This is a genomic window from Streptomyces sp. NPDC002577 (genome assembly GCF_053594815.1).
Map to the genome: position 1 here is coordinate 91,060 of NZ_JBSFWK010000003.1, position 15,278 is coordinate 106,337.

The following is a 15,278-nucleotide window of genomic DNA, read 5'->3' on the forward strand; positions in this document are numbered from 1 at the left end:
CATGCGGTCGGTGGGCTTGGTTCTGCGTACGCTGTCAGGATCTGTTGATTTCTATGCTTGACCATAGGATTGGGCGAGGTGCCGCGCAAGAGCCGTCGGCGTGGCGCGGGCAGGTGTCCTCGGGCGGGCAGAGTTCGTCGTAGGGGCACGAAAACCCGTACGGAAAGGGCATCATGAAGCCCGTGTCTCTTCCCACCTCGCTTCGTCGTGCACCTGTTCAGCGGCGCAGTGCCGAGCGGCTGACCCGGATCCTCGACGCCTGCGCCGAGCTGCTCGACGAGGTCGGCTACGACGACCTGAGTACGCGCGCGGTGGCGGAACGCGCGGGCGTGCCCATCGGCTCCGTCTACCGCTTCTTCTCCAACAAGCGCGCCATGGCCGACGCGCTGGCCCAGCGGAACCTGGAGCACTACGCGGAGCGGATCACCGAGCGGCTGACGGCCATCCCCGCAGGCGACTGGCGCTCGGCCATGGACGCCGTACTCGACGAGTACCTCGCCATGAAGCGGACCACCCCTGGCTTCTCGCTCGTCGACTTCGGCAATCAGATCCCGGTCGGCACGCGGGGCGGCGAACCCAACCACCTCGTCGCCGACCGCCTCGCGGACCTGCTCGCCGCGCATCTGGGCCGCGCCCCGGACGAGGCTCTGCGTCGCACCTTCCTGGTGGCCGTCGAGTCGGCCGACGCCCTGGTCCAGCTCGCCTTCCGGCTGGGCCCGCCGGGACGCGGCGACGAACGGGTCATCGAGGAGACGCGGGAACTGCTGCGGGCCTATCTGGCGCGGACCTTCGACTGACTCCGGCGGCCCCCGCCCCAGGTGCGGCGCTGTTCGCGCCCCGTTTCCGGATTTGTTCACGGCCAGGCATCGCCTTCCGTGCATACCGGTCGGTATGCTCGCCTCTGCCCGCGGCGTCCGCACCCACCCCGCAGATCGCCGCTCGTGTGCCACCGATCCCGCGCGCCACCGCCGCCGCCCCGGGGAGGACTCGTGTCCCGTACCGCCCTGCGCATCTGCCCGCTCTGCGAAGCGACCTGCGGTCTCGTCCTCACCGTCGAGGAGACCCCCGACGGCGAGCGGGTGACCGGGGCCCGCGGCGACCGGGACGACGTCTTCAGCCGGGGGTTCGTCTGTCCCAAGGGCGCCTCCTTCGGGGCGGTCGACGGCGACCCCGACCGGCTGCGCACGCCGCTCGTACGCAAGGACGGCAGGCTTCAGGAGGCGAGCTGGGAGGAGGCGTTCGACGCCGTCGCCGCCGGGCTGCGGCCGCTCATCGAGACACACGGGCCGAACAGCGTGGCCGTCGTCCTCGGCAATCCCAACGTGCACACCATGGCCGGCGGCCTCTACCCGCAGGTGCTGATCGGCGCGATCGGCACCCGCAACATCTTCACGGCCAGCACCGTCGACCAGATGCCCAAGCACGTCTCCAGCGGACTGCTGTACGGCGACGCGCTCGCGATACCCGTGCCCGATCTGGATCGCACCGACCATCTGCTGCTCATCGGCGCCAACCCCTTCGAGTCCAACGGCAGCCTGTGCACCGCACCAGACTTCCCGGGCAGGCTCAAGGCGCTGCGCGCGCGAGGCGGCACGCTCACGGTGATCGACCCGCGGCGCACGCGCACCGCGAGGCTCGCCGACCGGCACGTCCCCATCCGGCCCGGCACGGACGCCCTGCTGCTGGCGGCCATGGTGCACGTCCTCTTCGAGGAGCGCCTGGCCGATCTCGGCGCGCTTGCGGACCACGTGCAGGGCGTCGAGGAAGTCGCCGATGTCGTACGGGAGTTCACCCCCGACGCCGTCGCCGCCGCCTGCGACGTGCCCGCCGAGGACATCCGTGCCATGGCCCGCGAACTCGCCGCCGCCAGGGCCGCCGCCGTCTACGGCCGCATCGGCACCTGCACCGTCGCCTTCGGGACCCTCGGCAGCTGGCTGGTCGACGTCCTGAACATCCTCACCGGCAACCTGGACCGGCCCGGCGGTGCCCTCTTCCCGCTCGCCGCCACCGACCGGGCACCGCGCCCCGCCGGCCCCGGCAGGGGGTTCGCGCTCGGCCGCTGGCGCAGCCGGGTGAGCGGGTACCCCGAGGCCAAGGGAGAGCTGCCGCTCGCGGCACTGGCGGAGGAGATCGACACGCCGGGCGGTTCCGGAGAGGCGGACGGCGGCCCGGTCCGCGCCGTCGTCGCCATCGCCGCCAATCCCGTCCTCTCCGCGCCCGACGGCGACCGCCTCGACAAGGCCCTCGCATCCCTCGACTTCATGGTCAGCGTCGACCCGTATCTGAACGAGACCTCCCGGCACGCGCACGTCGTACTGCCCCCGCCGCCGCCCGCGCAGAGCGCGCACCACGACTTCGCGTTCAACGCGTTCGCCGTGCACAACCAGGTCCGCTACACCCGGCCCGCCGTACCGCTCGCACCCGGCCGGATGGCCGAGACGGAGATTCACGCCCGGCTGGTGCTCGCGGCCGGGGGCATGCACGGTGCGGAACCGGGCGCCGTCGACACCATGGTCATCGACCGGACCCTCGGCACGGCCGTCACCGAGCCGCACTCGCCGGTCCACGGCCGCGACCCGAAGGAACTCGCCGCACAGCTCACCGGCGAGAACGGCCCCGAGCGGCGGCTGGACATGATGCTGCGCCTCGGCCCGTACGGCGAAGGGTTCGGCGCCGACCCCGGCGGACTCACGCTGGACCGGCTGCTCGCCCATCCGCACGGCATCGACCTCGGGCCGCTCCAGCCGCGCCTCCCGGGGCCGCTCAAGACCCGCAGCGGCCGTATCGAACTGCTGCCTGCGCCGATCGCCGACGACCTGCTCCGGCTGAGGAAGAGCCTCGCCGAGCGCCCCGCGGAGCTCGTCCTCGTCGGCCGGCGCCATCTGCGCTCCAACAACAGCTGGCTGCACAACGTCCCTGCCCTCACCGGCGGTTCCAACCGCTGCACCCTGCACGTCCACCCCGACGACGCGGCGCGGCTCGGCCTCGCCGATGGTGCGCACGCGCGCGTCAAGGGCGCCGGGGGAGAGGTGACCGCTCCCGTGGAGATCACCGACGCGGTGCGCCCCGGCGTCGTCAGCCTTCCGCACGGCTGGGGCCACGACCGCCCCGGCACCCGGCTGCGGGCCGCCGCGACCGACCCCGGCGTCAACGTCAACCAGCTCCTCGACGGCACCCGACTGGACCCGCTGTCCGGCAACGCCGTGCTCAACGGAATCCCCGTCGGTGTCACACCAACCGCCTGACCTGGAATTTTGCGCTTATTGCTCGCATGTCAAAGTCTTGTTAATGCGAAGTTGCCCGACCTAACGTCGTGCCACCCCCGGCCCCCCGCGGGGTGTTCAAGGGCGAACGTTAGGTGTCCCACTCATGCTGACCATTCTCGGCTTCGCCATGATCGCGACCTTCCTGGTCCTGATCATGATGAAGAAGACGTCGCCGATAGCGGCGCTGGTTCTGATCCCCGCACTGTTCTGTGTGTTCGTCGGAAAGGGAGCGAAGCTCGGCGACTACGTCATCGAAGGGGTGGGCAACCTCGCGCCCACCGCCGCGATGCTGATGTTCGCCATCGTCTACTTCGGCGTGATGATCGACGTCGGCCTCTTCGACCCGATCGTCCGGGGCATCCTCCGCTTCTGCAAGGCGGACCCCCTGCGCATCGTCATCGGTACGGCCGTGCTCGCGGCGATCGTCTCGCTCGACGGCGACGGCTCGACCACCTTCATGATCACCGTCTCGGCCATGTACCCGCTGTACAAGCGCCTGAAGATGAGCCTGGTCGTGATGACCGGTGTCGCCGCCACCGCCAACGGCGTCATGAACACCCTGCCGTGGGGTGGCCCGACGGCCCGCGCCGCCACCGCGCTCAAGCTCGACGCGGGCGACATCTTCGTCCCGATGATCCCGGCGCTCGCGGTCGGCCTGCTCTTCGTGCTCGTCCTCGCGTACGTCCTCGGTCTGCGCGAGCGCAAGCGGCTCGGCGTTCTCACGCTCGACGAGGTGCTGGAGGAGGAGCAGTCGGAGACGGTGCTCGTCGCCGCCGGTGCGGGCGGCTCGGGCGACGGGAAGGCGACTGCCGGCAAGACCACCGGCGGTGCGGGCTCGGGCACCGACGCGGACGCTACGGCAGACGCCGACGACGACGGGTTCCAGGGCCTCGACCCGGACCGTGCGACGCTGCGCCCGAAGCTGTACTGGTTCAACGCGGCGCTGACCGTGGTGCTGCTCACCGCCATGATCATGGAGTGGCTGCCGATCCCGGTGCTGTTCATGCTCGGCGCCGCCCTCGCCCTCACCGTCAACTTCCCGCACATGAAGGACCAGAAGGCCCGGATCGCCGCCCACGCCGACAACGTCCTCAACGTCGCCGGCATGGTATTCGCCGCCGCCGTCTTCACCGGCGTCCTCCAGGGCACCGGCATGGTCGACCACATGGCCAAGTGGCTCGTCGGCGTCATCCCGGACGCGATGGGCCCGCACATGGCGCTCGTCACCGGCATTCTGAGCCTGCCGCTCACGTACTTCATGTCCAACGACGGCTTCTACTTCGGTGTGCTGCCCGTCCTCGCGGAGGCCGGCGCCGCCCACGGCGTCACCTCGCTGGAGATCGCGCGGGCCTCGCTCGTCGGCCAGCCGCTGCACATGTCGAGCCCGCTGGTGCCCGCCGTGTACGTCCTCGTCGGCATGGCCAAGGTCGAATTCGGCGACCACACCCGCTTCGTGGTGAAGTGGGCCGCTCTCACCTCGCTGGTGGTGCTCGGCGCCGGAATCCTGTTCGGCATCATCTGATCCATGCCCGTCACTGATATACGCAGGTCCGGTGGGAACCGCGGCTGGCTGCTCCGCCTCGTCATCGCCTTCGCCTTCGCGCAGGGGGCGGTGTCGATGGCGCGGCCCGCCGTCTCCTACCGGGCCCTTGCGCTGGGCGCGGACGAACGCGCGATCGGTGTCATCGCCGGTGTGTACGCGCTCCTTCCGCTGTTCGCCGCCGTACCGCTCGGGCGCAGGACCGACCACGGCCGGTGCGCGCCCCTGCTGCCCGTCGGTGTCGTCCTGATCGCCGGCGGCTGCGCGCTCAGCGGTGCGGCGGGCTCGCTGCTCGCCATGGCGGCCTGGAGCGGCGTGATGGGTCTCGGCCATCTCTGCTTCGTCATCGGCGCCCAGTCGATCGTCGCGAGGCAGTCCGCCCCAGCCGAACAGGACCGCAATTTCGGGCACTTCACCATCGGCGCCTCGCTCGGCCAGCTCGTCGGGCCCATCGCCGCCGGATATGTGGTGTCCGGCCAGGACGGTGCGGCCTCCGGACACGGCGGCGTGGCCTCCGGGCATGGGGGCGCGATGGCGCACACCAGCGCCCTCGCGCTGGTCGTCGCGGCCGTGGTGGCCGCGGTGTCGCTCACCTCGTTGTGGCGTATCGAGCGGCGTACGCCGCCGGGCTCGCGCAAGGCTGAGGGCCGGCGCGTTCCCGTGCACCGCATCCTGCGCACGCGCGGTGTGCCCGCAGGCATCTTCATCAGCCTCGCCGTGCTCTCGGCGACCGACATCCTCACCGCGTATCTGCCCGTCGTCGGCGAACACCGGGGCATCGCGCCGTCCGTGATCGGCCTGCTGCTCAGCCTGCGTGCCGCGGCGACGATCGCGTGCCGTCTGGTACTGCCCCCCATGCTGCGGCTGCTCGGCCGGGCCATGCTGCTCGCCGTGACATGTCTGGTCGGTGGCCTGATGTGCGCGGGCATGGCGTTGCCCGTGCAGGTCTGGGCGCTCGCCGTCATGCTCGCCGTGCTCGGCTTCTGCCTCGGCGTCGGGCAGCCGCTGTCCATGACGACGGTTGTCCAGGCCGCCCCCGATGACGCCCGCTCGACCGCCCTCGCCCTGCGGCTCACCGGCAACCGGCTCGGCCAGGTCGCCGCGCCCGCGGCCGCCGGCCTTGTCGCGGGAGTCGCCGGGACGGCGGCGCCGTTCGTGATGCTCGGTGCGCTGCTGGTGGTGGCGTCCGGGCTGGGGCTGCGGAAAGGAGGCCCGGCCCCTGCGGACGTCCGGTCGGCGCCGCACGGTGAGCCGGCCGAGGGGGCCACGAGCCGGACTCGGTGAGTGCGCATGTGGTGAGTGGCGCGCGGGCGAGGGGGCGCCAGGGGCGACCCCCGGCCCTTGCTCGCGGTCGGCGTTGCTCGTGTTGGGTGTTCTGTCCCCAACTGCGGCCTGCTCATGGGCCTGTTCGTGCCGCAGTCGTTCCCTCTCGGTGAGTAACCGGCTAACGTTCCGGCACCACACGTTCACTCGTGGGGTACCCAAGCACTTAAGTCGCAGCCGCATCTCGAATACCTGGGCGGGACCCGATGACTCGCGCCATATCACTTCGCAACGTTACAAAGACGTACGGCCGCAACGTACGGGCCGTCGACCGTTTCACGCTCGACATCTCGCCGGGGGAGTTCCTGGTCCTACTCGGACCCTCGGGCTGCGGAAAGTCGACCGTACTGCGCATGATCGCCGGCCTCGAGGAGATCACCGAGGGCGAACTGCTGCTGGACGGCGAACCCGTCGACGACGTGGCGCCCGGCGAACGTGACATGGCCATGGTCTTCCAGAACTTCGCCCTGTATCCGGGCATGACGAACCGTGACAACATCGGCTTCCCGCTGCGCATGGAGAACTCGAGCGCGGATCCCCGTCCGCGCGTCGAGGCGACCGCGCGCATGCTGGGCATCGAAGACATTCTCGACCGCTACCCCAGCCAGCTCTCCGGCGGCGAACGGCAGCGGGTCGCGATGGGCCGGGCCGTCAGCCGGCGGCCCTCGTGCTTCCTGATGGACGAGCCCCTGTCCAACCTCGACGCCAAGCTCCGCAACCATCTGCGGGCCGAAATCGCCCGGCTCACCAGGGAGTTGGGCGTCACCACGGTCTATGTGACGCACGACCAGGCCGAAGCCATGTCGCTCGGCGACCGCGTCGCGATCATGCGAGGCGGTGTCCTGCAGCAGGTGAGCACGCCGCGCGACGTCTACGCCGTCCCCGAGAACATCTTCGTGGCGGCGTTCATCGGCACTCCGCGCATCAATCTGCTCGAGGCCACGGTTCACGCACCGCTCGACGGCCGTATGTCGATCGACCTGCGGCGGCAGCGGCTGCCGCTGCCCGAACCGCTCAGCGCCGACCACCAGTTGCTGCGGATCCAGCAGGGGCGGCGGATCGTCGTCGGTCTGCGCTCCGAGGCGGTGCGGATCGCGACCCCTGCCGAGGCGCGGCCCGGTGAGGTGCCCATCAGCGGGCTCGTCGAGCACATGGAGTACCAGGGTCATGAGGCGCTGGTCCACTTCAACACCGGTTCCCGGCCCGCCGTGGTGGCCGACCTCGAGGCGCCCCGGCCCGCGTCCGCCCCGCGGCGGCGGCGCAGGGCGCCCGGGGTCGGGGTGCTGAGCCGGTGGATGGAGCCGGCGATTTCCCGGGCGACCGGCTCTGCGTCGGACCGCGTGATGGGGCCGGTGGTGGCCGTGGACGAGCCGGAGCCCTTTGCCCGCGAGCCGCAGGGGGCCGCCGGCGGACCTCCCGCCGGTACGGGTGACCTGGTCGTGCGCACGAGTCCGGATGTCCAGCTGCGCCGGGGGGCGCAGGTGCCGTTGCTCGTCGATCTCGCGCATCTGTACGTCTTCGACGTGGAGGGGCGGCGGATCTGTCCGGCGCCTTCTGTGTTGCCGGGGCTGGATGTCTGAACGGGGTGCGCGCTGCGCGGCTTTGTCTGGGGGGGCGACGGGGGCGCCTCCGGCCGGTGGCGGGTCCGCCGCCCCCACCGTTGTGGGCAGGCGTTCCTCCCCCAGCTACCGCTGGGAGGTGCCCCCAGGCGATGGGGGTACCTCCCATGCCCTCAAGGCAATGGGGGAGGGTGGGCACAACCCACGACGTACAGTGTCATCGCGTACGGCCTGAGCCCCCTGGCGCCGAAAAACTAACGGCGCTAGTTTAGGCGCCGGACGACGAACGGCGGCCCGGGAGGAACGCAGATGAAGGCCCACGACGCCCTGTACATCGACGGAGCATGGCGGCCCGCCGCAGGCCCCGGCACGATCCCGGTCGTGAACCCCGTCGACGAGCAGGTCATCGCCCACGTCCCGGCCGGCACGGCCGAGGACGTGGACGCCGCGGTGCGCGCCGCTCGCGCCGCGCTCCCCGCCTGGGCCGCGACCCCGCCCGCCGAACGCGCCGCCCGTATCGCCGCACTGCGCGCCGCCCTCGTGGCCCGCAAGGACGAGATCGCCGAGACCGTCACCGCCGAGCTCGGCTCGCCGCTGCCGTTCTCGCAGAAGGTCCACACGGCCCTGCCGATCACGGTCGCCGGGTCGTACGCCGAGCTGGCCGCGTCGTACGACTTCGAGGAGAAGGCCGGCAACTCCACCGTCTACCTGGAACCGGTGGGAGTCGTCGGCGCGATCACCCCCTGGAACTACCCGCTGCACCAGATCGTCGCCAAGGTGGCACCCGCCCTCGCGGCAGGCTGCACCGTCGTTCTCAAGCCCGCCGAGGACACCCCGCTGACCGCGCAGCTCTTCGCCGAGGCGGTGGATGAAGCGGGTGTGCCCGCGGGCGTGTTCAACCTGGTCACGGGGATCGGTCCGGTCGCGGGCCAGGCGCTCGCCGAGCACGAGGGCGTCGACCTGGTGTCCTTCACGGGGTCCACCGCCGTCGGCAGGCAGATCGGCGCGGTGGCCGGGGCGGCCGTCAAACGTGTCGCGCTGGAGCTCGGCGGCAAGTCGGCCAACGTCATCCTGCCCAGCGCCGACCTCGCCAAGGCGGTCGGCGTCGGCGTCGCCAACGTCATGTCCAACTCCGGCCAGACCTGCAGCGCCTGGACCCGCATGCTCGTCCACCGCGACCAGTACGACGAGGCGGTGCAGCTCGCCGCGGAGGCCGCCGCCAAGTACGGCGACCGCATCGGCCCCTTGGTCAACGCCAAGCAGCACGACCGCGTGCGCGGCTATATCGACAAGGGCGTCGCGGAGGGCGCGCGGCTCGTCGCGGGCGGCTCCGAAGCCCCCCGCGAGCAGGGCTACTTCGTCCGTCCGACCGTGTTCGCCGACGTCACCCCTGACATGACCATCGCGCAGGAGGAGATCTTCGGCCCGGTCCTGTCGATCCTGAAGTACGAGGACGCGGACGACGCGCTGCGTATCGCCAACGGCACCGTGTACGGCCTCGCGGGCGCCGTCTGGGCGGGCGACGACGCGGAGGCGGTGGCCTTCGCCCGGCGTATGGACACCGGGCAGGTCGACATCAACGGCGGCCGCTTCAACCCGCTTGCACCCTTCGGGGGATACAAGCAGTCGGGCGTCGGGCGTGAGTTCGGTACGCACGGCCTGGCCGAGTACCTCCAGACCAAGTCCCTTCAGTTCTGAGTTCCAAGGAGCGTCCGCTCACCATGGTCCGCGCCGCCGTCCTGCCTGCCATCGGCTCTCCCTTGGAGATCACCGAGATCGAGCTGCCCGACCCCGGACCCGGCCGGGTGCGGGTGCGCCTCGCCGCCGCCGGGGTCTGCCACTCCGACCTGTCGCTGTCCAACGGCCGCCTGCGGGTGCCCGTACCCGCCGTGCTCGGCCATGAGGGCGCGGGCACGGTCGTCGCCGTCGGCGAGGGCGTCACGCACGTCGCTCCCGGCGACGGCGTCGTCCTCAACTGGGCGCCGTCCTGCGGCAGTTGCCATGCATGTTCGCTCGGCGAGGTGTGGCTCTGCGCCAACGCGCTGACCGGCGCGGGAGACGTGCACGCGAAGAGGGCCCACGACGGCGCCGACCTCTACCCGGGCCTGAACGTCGCCGCGTTCGCCGAGGAGACCGTCGTCGCGGCCGGCTGCGTGCTGCCCGCGCCGGACGGAGTGCCGCTCACCGACGCGGCCCTGCTCGGCTGCGCCGTCCTCACCGGGTACGGGGCCGTCCACCACTCGGCGCGGGTCCGCGAGGGCGAGTCCGTGGCGGTCTTCGGCGTCGGCGGGGTGGGCCTGGCCACGCTCCAGGCCGCCCGGATCGCGGGTGCCTCGAAGATCGTGGCCGTGGATGTGTCGCCGGAGAAGGAGGAGCTGGCTCGCCGGGCGGGCGCCACGGACTTCGTCGTCGCCTCCGAGAACACCGCCCGCGAGATCCGCTCGCTCACCGGCAAGCAGGGCGTGGACGTCGCGGTGGAGTGCGTCGGCCGGGCCGTGACGATCCGTACCGCATGGGAGTCCACGCGGCGCGGCGGCCGCACCACGGTCGTCGGCATCGGCGGCAAGGACCAGCAGGTCTCGTTCAACGCCCTGGAGATCTTCCACTGGGGCCGCACTCTGTCCGGCTGCGTCTACGGCAACTCCAACCCGGCCGACGACCTGCCTGTGCTCGCGGAGCACGTCCGGTCCGGGCGTCTCGACCTCGGTGCGCTTGTGACCGAGCACATCGCCCTCGACGGCATCCCGGCGGCGTTCGACAACATGCTCGCGGGCAAGGGCGGCCGGGCGCTGGTCGTCTTCTAGGACCGCTTCGGTTCCGGTTCCGGTTCCGGTGCCGGCTCGGCCGCTGCTGCGGCCTTGCCCGGAGCCGGGTGAGCCGTGGCCTGCCGTACCCGCGGGCGCGAGCGCGACACGGCGACCCCCGCGAGGCACAGCACCCCGCCGCCCAGCGTCAGCAGCCCCGGCACCTCGTCGAGCGCGATCCAGGACATCAGGACGACCAGCGCGGGCACGGCGTACGTGGTCGCGCCCATCCGGCTCGCGGTTGTACGGGCCAGGGCGTACGCCCAAGTCGTGAAGGCCAGCGCGGTCGGGAACACACCCAGATAGAGCATGTTGAGAGTCGCCGACGCGGGCGCCCGGGCCGCGTCATGCACCAGTTGCCCCGCGAACGGCAGACACACGACGGCACCGACCAGACATCCGAACGTCGTGACCTGCAGTGCGGTGGCGCTTCCCAGAGCGGGCTTCTGGCCCACGACGCCGCTCGCATAGCCGATCGCCGCGAGCACGCACAGCGCGACCCCGAGGACGGACGAATCGCCGTCGCCCGACATGGAGAGCCCGACGGCGACGGCACCCGCGAACGACACCGCCATCCCCGCGAGCAGGCGCGGCGGCAGCGGGTCGCCCAGCAACCGCCATCCGAGCACCGCGACGAGGATCGGGCCGATGTTCACCAGCAGGGCCGCCGTACCCGCGTCGACCAGCTGCTCGCCCCAGTTGAGTACCACCATGTACAGGCCGAACCACAGCAGTCCCGAGGCGCCGATCCCCGGCCAGGCCGCCCGCGGCGGCCACCCCTCTCTCCGTACGAGACAGATGACGCCCAGCGTCAGCGCCCCGGCCAGCAGCCGCCCGAGGGCCAGCGCCCCCGGAGAGTACGCGGCCCCGGCGCTGCGGATCGACACGAAGGCGGAGGCCCACAGCACCACGGTCACCGTCGCCGCGCCTGCGGCGAGGAGTTCAGGGCGCCGTGCGGTCGGGGGAGAAAACATCATGCTCCTGAGGCTAGGGACGGGCAGGGCGCGATGGCTCGCGGTTTCCGGACGCCGTGCTGATGTGGTCTCCGCTCCCCTGTCACCTGGCTGCCGCCGCGTTCCGGCGAGCGTCCGGTCGGGCCGGAGTCCGTCATGCCTCGAGGCTAGGGGCCGCACAGTTCGGCGGTCACCGCAATATTCCGGGTGCCGGTCACTGCAACGCAGCGGAGTCGATGCCCAGCAGATCGGTCAGTGCTCGTGCGCCGCTGTCGGTGACCTTCACCGCCCGCTCCGAGCCGATCCGTACGCACCAGCCGGTGTCCAGCGCGTGGCGGCACAGCGCCGCGCCCGCGACGCCCGCGAGGTGCGGCCTGCGTTCCGTCCAGTCCAGGCAGCCGCGGGCCAGCGGGCGGCGGCCCGTGCGTTCGAGGCGGACCCCGAGGCCGTCGAACCAGCGCAGCCCCGCGTCGGTCAGGGCGAACCCGGCGTCCTGGCGCAGCAGGCCGCGCCCGGTCAGTGCGTCCGTGATCGCGATGCCGAGGCGCCCCGCGAGATGGTCGTAGCAGGTGCGCCCGCGCGCCATCGCGGAGCCGGCGCTCGACTGCCGCAGTGTCCGCGGCCGCTCGACGCGTGGTGCGGCATGCGCCGCCAGGTCCTCCACCAGCTGCGCCACCCGGTCGTCGGCCAGCCGCACATAGCGGTGCCGGCCCTGCCGCTCCTCGGCGAGCAGCCCGCCGGCGACCAGCTTCCCGATGTGCTCGCTCGCGGTGGACGCCGCCACGCCCGCGCAGCGTGCCAGTTCACCGGCGGTCCACGCCCGCCCGTCGAGCAGGGCGAGCAGGCAGGCGGCGCGCGTCTCGTCGGCGAACAGCCCGGCGAGCGCCGCGAGCTGCGGTGCGGCGGAATCCCTCGACGGTCTTGTGGGGGTCATGGGTCCAGCATGCGGCAGGGAATGTTCGGCGCGGACCGAAGCATCTGCGGCCCTCGGACGCAGTGGGTGACGGCCGGCGGCTCACGACGCCGGCGTCGCGGACGCCAGCTGCTCGTACTGGATCGCCAGGCCGTCCAGCAGCGCCCGCAGCCCCGTCTCGAAGGCGCGCTCGTCGATCTTCTGCTGGCGATCGGCGAGCAGATGCGCCTGGCCGAGGTGCGGATAGTCGGACGGGTCGTACGCCGACTCGTCGCCGACGAAGCCTCCGGCGAAGGAGCCCAGCGCGGAACCCATGACGAAGTACCGCATCAGGGCACCGATCGACGTCGCCTGCGCCGGTGGCCAGCCGGCGGCGACCATCGCGCCGAACACCGCGTCCGCGAGGCGCAGCCCCGCCGGGCGGCGGCCGGGTCCCCGGGCGAGGACCGGCACGATGTTCGGGTGGTCGGTGATGGCCGCACGGTAGGACACGGCCCAGTCGTGCAGCGCCGTACGCCAGTCCCGGCCGTCGTCGAACATCGACAGGTCGACCTGTGCGCCGACCGAGTCGGCGACCGCCTCGAGGATCTCGTCCTTCGTGCGGAAGTGGTTGTAGAGCGACGGTCCGCTCACCCCGAGCTCGGCGGCGAGGCGCCGTGTCGACACGGCCGCGAGGCCCTCGGCGTCCACCAGGGCACGCGCCGTCTCGACGATGCGGTCGGTGCTCAGCAGGGGCTTGCGCGGTCGGGCCATGCGGCACATAGTAGGGCTGCCGAACAGAAACTAGCAGTGATAGTTAAAGTGGGATCCGACCGCTCGGCGAGGTCGGCTTCCTGGGCCTGACCGTCGACGAGGAGTACGGCGGCTCCGGCGGCGACCACCTCGCGTACTGCCTGGTGACGGAGGAGCTCGGCCGCGGCGACTCCTCGGTGCGCGGCATCGTCTCCGTCTCGCTCGGCCTGGTCGCGAAGACCACCGTGGGGATCGACCGCGGGCAGCCCTTCGCCACCGAGTCCTCCAAGGCCAAGCTGTTCGCCTCGGAGGCCGCGGTACGCGCCGCCAACAACGCCCTCCAGGTCTTCGGCGGCTATGGCTACATCGACGAGTACCCGGTCGGGAAGCTGCTGCGCGACGCGCGCGTCATGACGCTCTACGAGGGCACGAGCCGGATACAGAAGCTGGTGATCGGCCGCGCGCTGACGGGTGTGTCGGCTTTCTGACCGTCAGGTGCGTACGCCTGTCATGTGAGTACGCGGCTGAGTATCCGCGCGGATGTGGCCCCGGCCGGGGGACGCGACCCTGACCGCATGAGTGAGACACCCGTCAAGCAGCAGAGCACCGCGGCGTTCTACGGTCAGGCAGTCGCCTCCTTCGCCGTCGCCCTGGCGGCGACGGCCGTGGGGATCTTCAATCTGCACGCCGACGCTTGGGTGCGCGGCTTCCTGGGTATCGCCGTCCTCTATCTGGTCACGTCGGCGTTCACGCTGGCCAAGGTGATCCGGGACCGGCAGGAGGCCGGACAGCTGGTGAGCCGGGTCGACCAGGCCCGGCTCGAGAAGCTCCTCGCCGAGCACGACCCCTTCGAGAAGCTCTAAGCGCCCGCTCAGCATTCCGGTATCGTGGGGCGTCCTGCCACTTCGGACGCGGTCCGCAGGGCCCTTTTCGTCGAGGATGGTGGCAGGCGACAGGTGGAAGGGGCGAGCGATGGGTGCGGCGGCGCAGACGGACGAGGCCGAGAACGAGCCGTGGGGTGAGGTCACCCCGGATGCGGCCCGGCGGCTGCTCGTCGCCGCCGTCGAGGCGTTCGCCGAGCGCGGCTACCACGCGACGACGACCCGCGACATCGCAGGCCGCGCCGGCATGAGCCCGGCCGCGCTCTACATCCACTACAAGACCAAGGAAGAGCTGCTGCACCGCATCAGCAGGATCGGCCACGAGAAGGCACTGGAAATCCTGCAGACGGCGTCCGCCAACGAGGCCACCGCCGCGGAGCGGCTCTCCGACGCCGTGCGGTCCTTCGTCCGCTGGCACGCCTCGCAGCACACCACCGCGCGTGTGGTCCAGTACGAACTGGACGCGCTCGGCCCCGACGCGCGCGCGGAGATCGTCGCCCTGCGCCGCAGGACGGACGAGGTGGTGCGCGCGATCATCAACGACGGTGTGCAGGCGGGGGAGTTCGACGTGCCCGATGTGCGGGGCACCACCGTTGCGGTGCTGTCGCTCTGCATCGATGTCGCACGCTGGTTCAACGCGGCGGGGCGGCAGACGCCCGACGAGGTCGGCGCGCTTTACGCCGATCTCGTACTGCGGATGGTGGGGGCGAAGCGGTGAGCCCCGCCGGGGGCGGTGGCCGGTGCCCCCGGCTCCCCGGTGTGTGTGACGCGGCTCAGAAGCAGCGCTTCAGAAGTGGTGCAGAAGTAGCGCTTCAGGAATAGCGCTTCAGAAGTAGTAGCGAGACACCGACTCCGCCACGCACACCGGCTTGTCGCCGCCCTCGCGCTCGACGGTGACGGCCGTGGTCACCTGCACGCCGCCGCCCGCCTCGGTGACCTCCGTGAGAACGGCCGTGGCGCGCAGTCGCGAGCCGACCGGCACGGGGGCGGGGAAGCGCACCTTGTTCGTGCCGTAGTTGATGCCCATCTTCATCCCCTCGACCTGGATGACCTGCGGGACCAGCGCAGGCAGCAGCGACAGGGTGAGGTAGCCGTGGGCGATGGTCGTGCCGAAGGGGCCGGCGGCGGCCTTCTCGGGATCGACATGGATCCACTGGTGGTCGCCCGTGGCCTCCGCGAACAGGTCGATCCGCTTCTGGTCGACCTCCAGCCAGTCGCTGTGGCCAAGCTGCTCGCCCACAGCTGCCGTCAGCTCGTCGGCGGACGTGAAGATCCTCGGCTCTGCCATTGTCCCTGACCCTCCCGGG

The 15,278-nt window shown here is 71.5% G+C and carries 14 protein-coding genes and 1 pseudogene; 11 read left to right on the plus strand and 4 right to left on the minus strand.

What is annotated here, in order from left to right:
- Positions 1 to 173 precede the first annotated feature (173 nt).
- From ACWD4J_RS06070 to ACWD4J_RS06100, 7 genes are all read left to right on the plus strand, one after another.
- Positions 174 to 797 carry a TetR family transcriptional regulator gene (locus tag ACWD4J_RS06070; RefSeq protein ID WP_451394101.1) on the plus strand — a complete coding sequence of 208 codons (624 nt, stop codon included), beginning with the start codon at positions 174 to 176 and terminating at the stop codon, positions 795 to 797.
- Between the two features lie 192 nt (positions 798 to 989).
- Entirely contained in the window at positions 990 to 3,245 is a 2,256-nt protein-coding gene (locus ACWD4J_RS06075) for a molybdopterin oxidoreductase family protein (RefSeq protein ID WP_451394102.1), read from the plus strand.
- A 124-nt stretch (positions 3,246 to 3,369) separates the two neighbouring features.
- Complete coding sequence (locus ACWD4J_RS06080) at positions 3,370 to 4,788, plus strand: CitMHS family transporter (protein WP_451394103.1); 1,419 nt, start codon at positions 3,370 to 3,372, stop codon at positions 4,786 to 4,788.
- A 3-nt stretch (positions 4,789 to 4,791) separates the two neighbouring features.
- Positions 4,792 to 6,090: an MFS transporter gene (locus ACWD4J_RS06085; RefSeq protein WP_451394104.1), complete on the plus strand. Its 1,299-nt coding sequence runs from the start codon at positions 4,792 to 4,794 to the stop codon at positions 6,088 to 6,090.
- A 245-nt stretch (positions 6,091 to 6,335) separates the two neighbouring features.
- Complete coding sequence (locus ACWD4J_RS06090) at positions 6,336 to 7,709, plus strand: ABC transporter ATP-binding protein (RefSeq protein WP_451394105.1); 1,374 nt, start codon at positions 6,336 to 6,338, stop codon at positions 7,707 to 7,709.
- A 288-nt stretch (positions 7,710 to 7,997) separates the two neighbouring features.
- The gene (locus ACWD4J_RS06095; protein ID WP_451394106.1) at positions 7,998 to 9,386 is read left to right on the plus strand and encodes an aldehyde dehydrogenase family protein; all 1,389 of its coding nucleotides are present in this window, start codon (positions 7,998 to 8,000) and stop codon (positions 9,384 to 9,386) included.
- A gap of 23 nt (positions 9,387 to 9,409) precedes the next feature.
- The gene (locus ACWD4J_RS06100) at positions 9,410 to 10,492 is read left to right on the plus strand and encodes a Zn-dependent alcohol dehydrogenase (protein WP_451394107.1); all 1,083 of its coding nucleotides are present in this window, start codon (positions 9,410 to 9,412) and stop codon (positions 10,490 to 10,492) included.
- Here ACWD4J_RS06100 and ACWD4J_RS06105 read toward each other — a convergent pair.
- The 3 genes from ACWD4J_RS06105 to ACWD4J_RS06115 all read right to left on the minus strand — a co-directional run bounded on the left by ACWD4J_RS06105 (position 10,489) and on the right by ACWD4J_RS06115 (position 13,111).
- Positions 10,489 to 11,469 carry a DMT family transporter gene (locus ACWD4J_RS06105; protein ID WP_451394108.1) on the minus strand — a complete coding sequence of 327 codons (981 nt, stop codon included), beginning with the start codon at positions 11,467 to 11,469 and terminating at the stop codon, positions 10,489 to 10,491. The two genes, ACWD4J_RS06100 and ACWD4J_RS06105, sit on opposite strands and share 4 nt — an antisense overlap.
- A gap of 190 nt (positions 11,470 to 11,659) precedes the next feature.
- Positions 11,660 to 12,379: an ArsR/SmtB family transcription factor gene (locus ACWD4J_RS06110; protein ID WP_451394109.1), complete on the minus strand. Its 720-nt coding sequence runs from the start codon at positions 12,377 to 12,379 to the stop codon at positions 11,660 to 11,662.
- A gap of 81 nt (positions 12,380 to 12,460) precedes the next feature.
- A complete protein-coding gene (locus tag ACWD4J_RS06115) occupies positions 12,461 to 13,111 on the minus strand; it encodes a TetR/AcrR family transcriptional regulator (RefSeq protein WP_451394110.1) in 651 nt (216 codons plus the stop codon).
- Between the two features lie 53 nt (positions 13,112 to 13,164).
- On the opposite strand from ACWD4J_RS06115, the pseudogene ACWD4J_RS06120 reads away from it, so the two are divergent.
- The 4 genes and pseudogenes from ACWD4J_RS06120 to ACWD4J_RS06135 form a co-directional block, all read left to right on the plus strand.
- Positions 13,165 to 13,317: pseudogene (locus ACWD4J_RS06120) on the plus strand (acyl-CoA dehydrogenase family protein); the annotation flags it as partial.
- Complete coding sequence (locus ACWD4J_RS06125; RefSeq protein WP_451394359.1) at positions 13,297 to 13,578, plus strand: acyl-CoA dehydrogenase family protein; 282 nt, start codon at positions 13,297 to 13,299, stop codon at positions 13,576 to 13,578. The pseudogene ACWD4J_RS06120 and the gene ACWD4J_RS06125, both read left to right, overlap by 21 nt.
- 87 nt (positions 13,579 to 13,665) lie before the next feature.
- Positions 13,666 to 13,953, plus strand: a complete 288-nt coding sequence (locus tag ACWD4J_RS06130) for a YiaA/YiaB family inner membrane protein (protein ID WP_451394111.1) — start codon at positions 13,666 to 13,668, stop codon at positions 13,951 to 13,953.
- Positions 13,954 to 14,062: 109 nt separating this feature from the next.
- Positions 14,063 to 14,689, plus strand: a complete 627-nt coding sequence (locus ACWD4J_RS06135; RefSeq protein ID WP_451394112.1) for a TetR/AcrR family transcriptional regulator — start codon at positions 14,063 to 14,065, stop codon at positions 14,687 to 14,689.
- Between the two features lie 108 nt (positions 14,690 to 14,797).
- On the opposite strand, the gene ACWD4J_RS06140 is transcribed toward ACWD4J_RS06135, so the two are convergent.
- On the minus strand, positions 14,798 to 15,259 hold the full coding sequence (locus ACWD4J_RS06140) for a MaoC family dehydratase (protein ID WP_451394113.1): 462 nt from the start codon (positions 15,257 to 15,259) through the stop codon (positions 14,798 to 14,800).
- Positions 15,260 to 15,278 lie beyond the last annotated feature (19 nt).

Coding starts and splice junctions, on each gene's coding strand:
- ACWD4J_RS06070 (WP_451394101.1), top strand. CDS start 174: ATGAAGCCCGTGTCTCTTCCCACCTCGCTTCGTCGTGCACCTGTTCAG.
- ACWD4J_RS06085 (WP_451394104.1), top strand. CDS start 4,792: ATGCCCGTCACTGATATACGCAGGTCCGGTGGGAACCGCGGCTGGCTG.
- ACWD4J_RS06115 (WP_451394110.1), bottom strand. CDS start 13,111: ATGGCCCGACCGCGCAAGCCCCTGCTGAGCACCGACCGCATCGTCGAG.
- ACWD4J_RS06090 (WP_451394105.1), top strand. CDS start 6,336: ATGACTCGCGCCATATCACTTCGCAACGTTACAAAGACGTACGGCCGC.
- ACWD4J_RS06135 (WP_451394112.1), top strand. CDS start 14,063: ATGGGTGCGGCGGCGCAGACGGACGAGGCCGAGAACGAGCCGTGGGGT.
- ACWD4J_RS06095 (WP_451394106.1), top strand. CDS start 7,998: ATGAAGGCCCACGACGCCCTGTACATCGACGGAGCATGGCGGCCCGCC.
- ACWD4J_RS06100 (WP_451394107.1), top strand. CDS start 9,410: ATGGTCCGCGCCGCCGTCCTGCCTGCCATCGGCTCTCCCTTGGAGATC.
- ACWD4J_RS06130 (WP_451394111.1), top strand. CDS start 13,666: ATGAGTGAGACACCCGTCAAGCAGCAGAGCACCGCGGCGTTCTACGGT.
- ACWD4J_RS06110 (WP_451394109.1), bottom strand. CDS start 12,379: ATGACCCCCACAAGACCGTCGAGGGATTCCGCCGCACCGCAGCTCGCG.
- ACWD4J_RS06080 (WP_451394103.1), top strand. CDS start 3,370: ATGCTGACCATTCTCGGCTTCGCCATGATCGCGACCTTCCTGGTCCTG.
- ACWD4J_RS06140 (WP_451394113.1), bottom strand. CDS start 15,259: ATGGCAGAGCCGAGGATCTTCACGTCCGCCGACGAGCTGACGGCAGCT.
- ACWD4J_RS06105 (WP_451394108.1), bottom strand. CDS start 11,469: ATGATGTTTTCTCCCCCGACCGCACGGCGCCCTGAACTCCTCGCCGCA.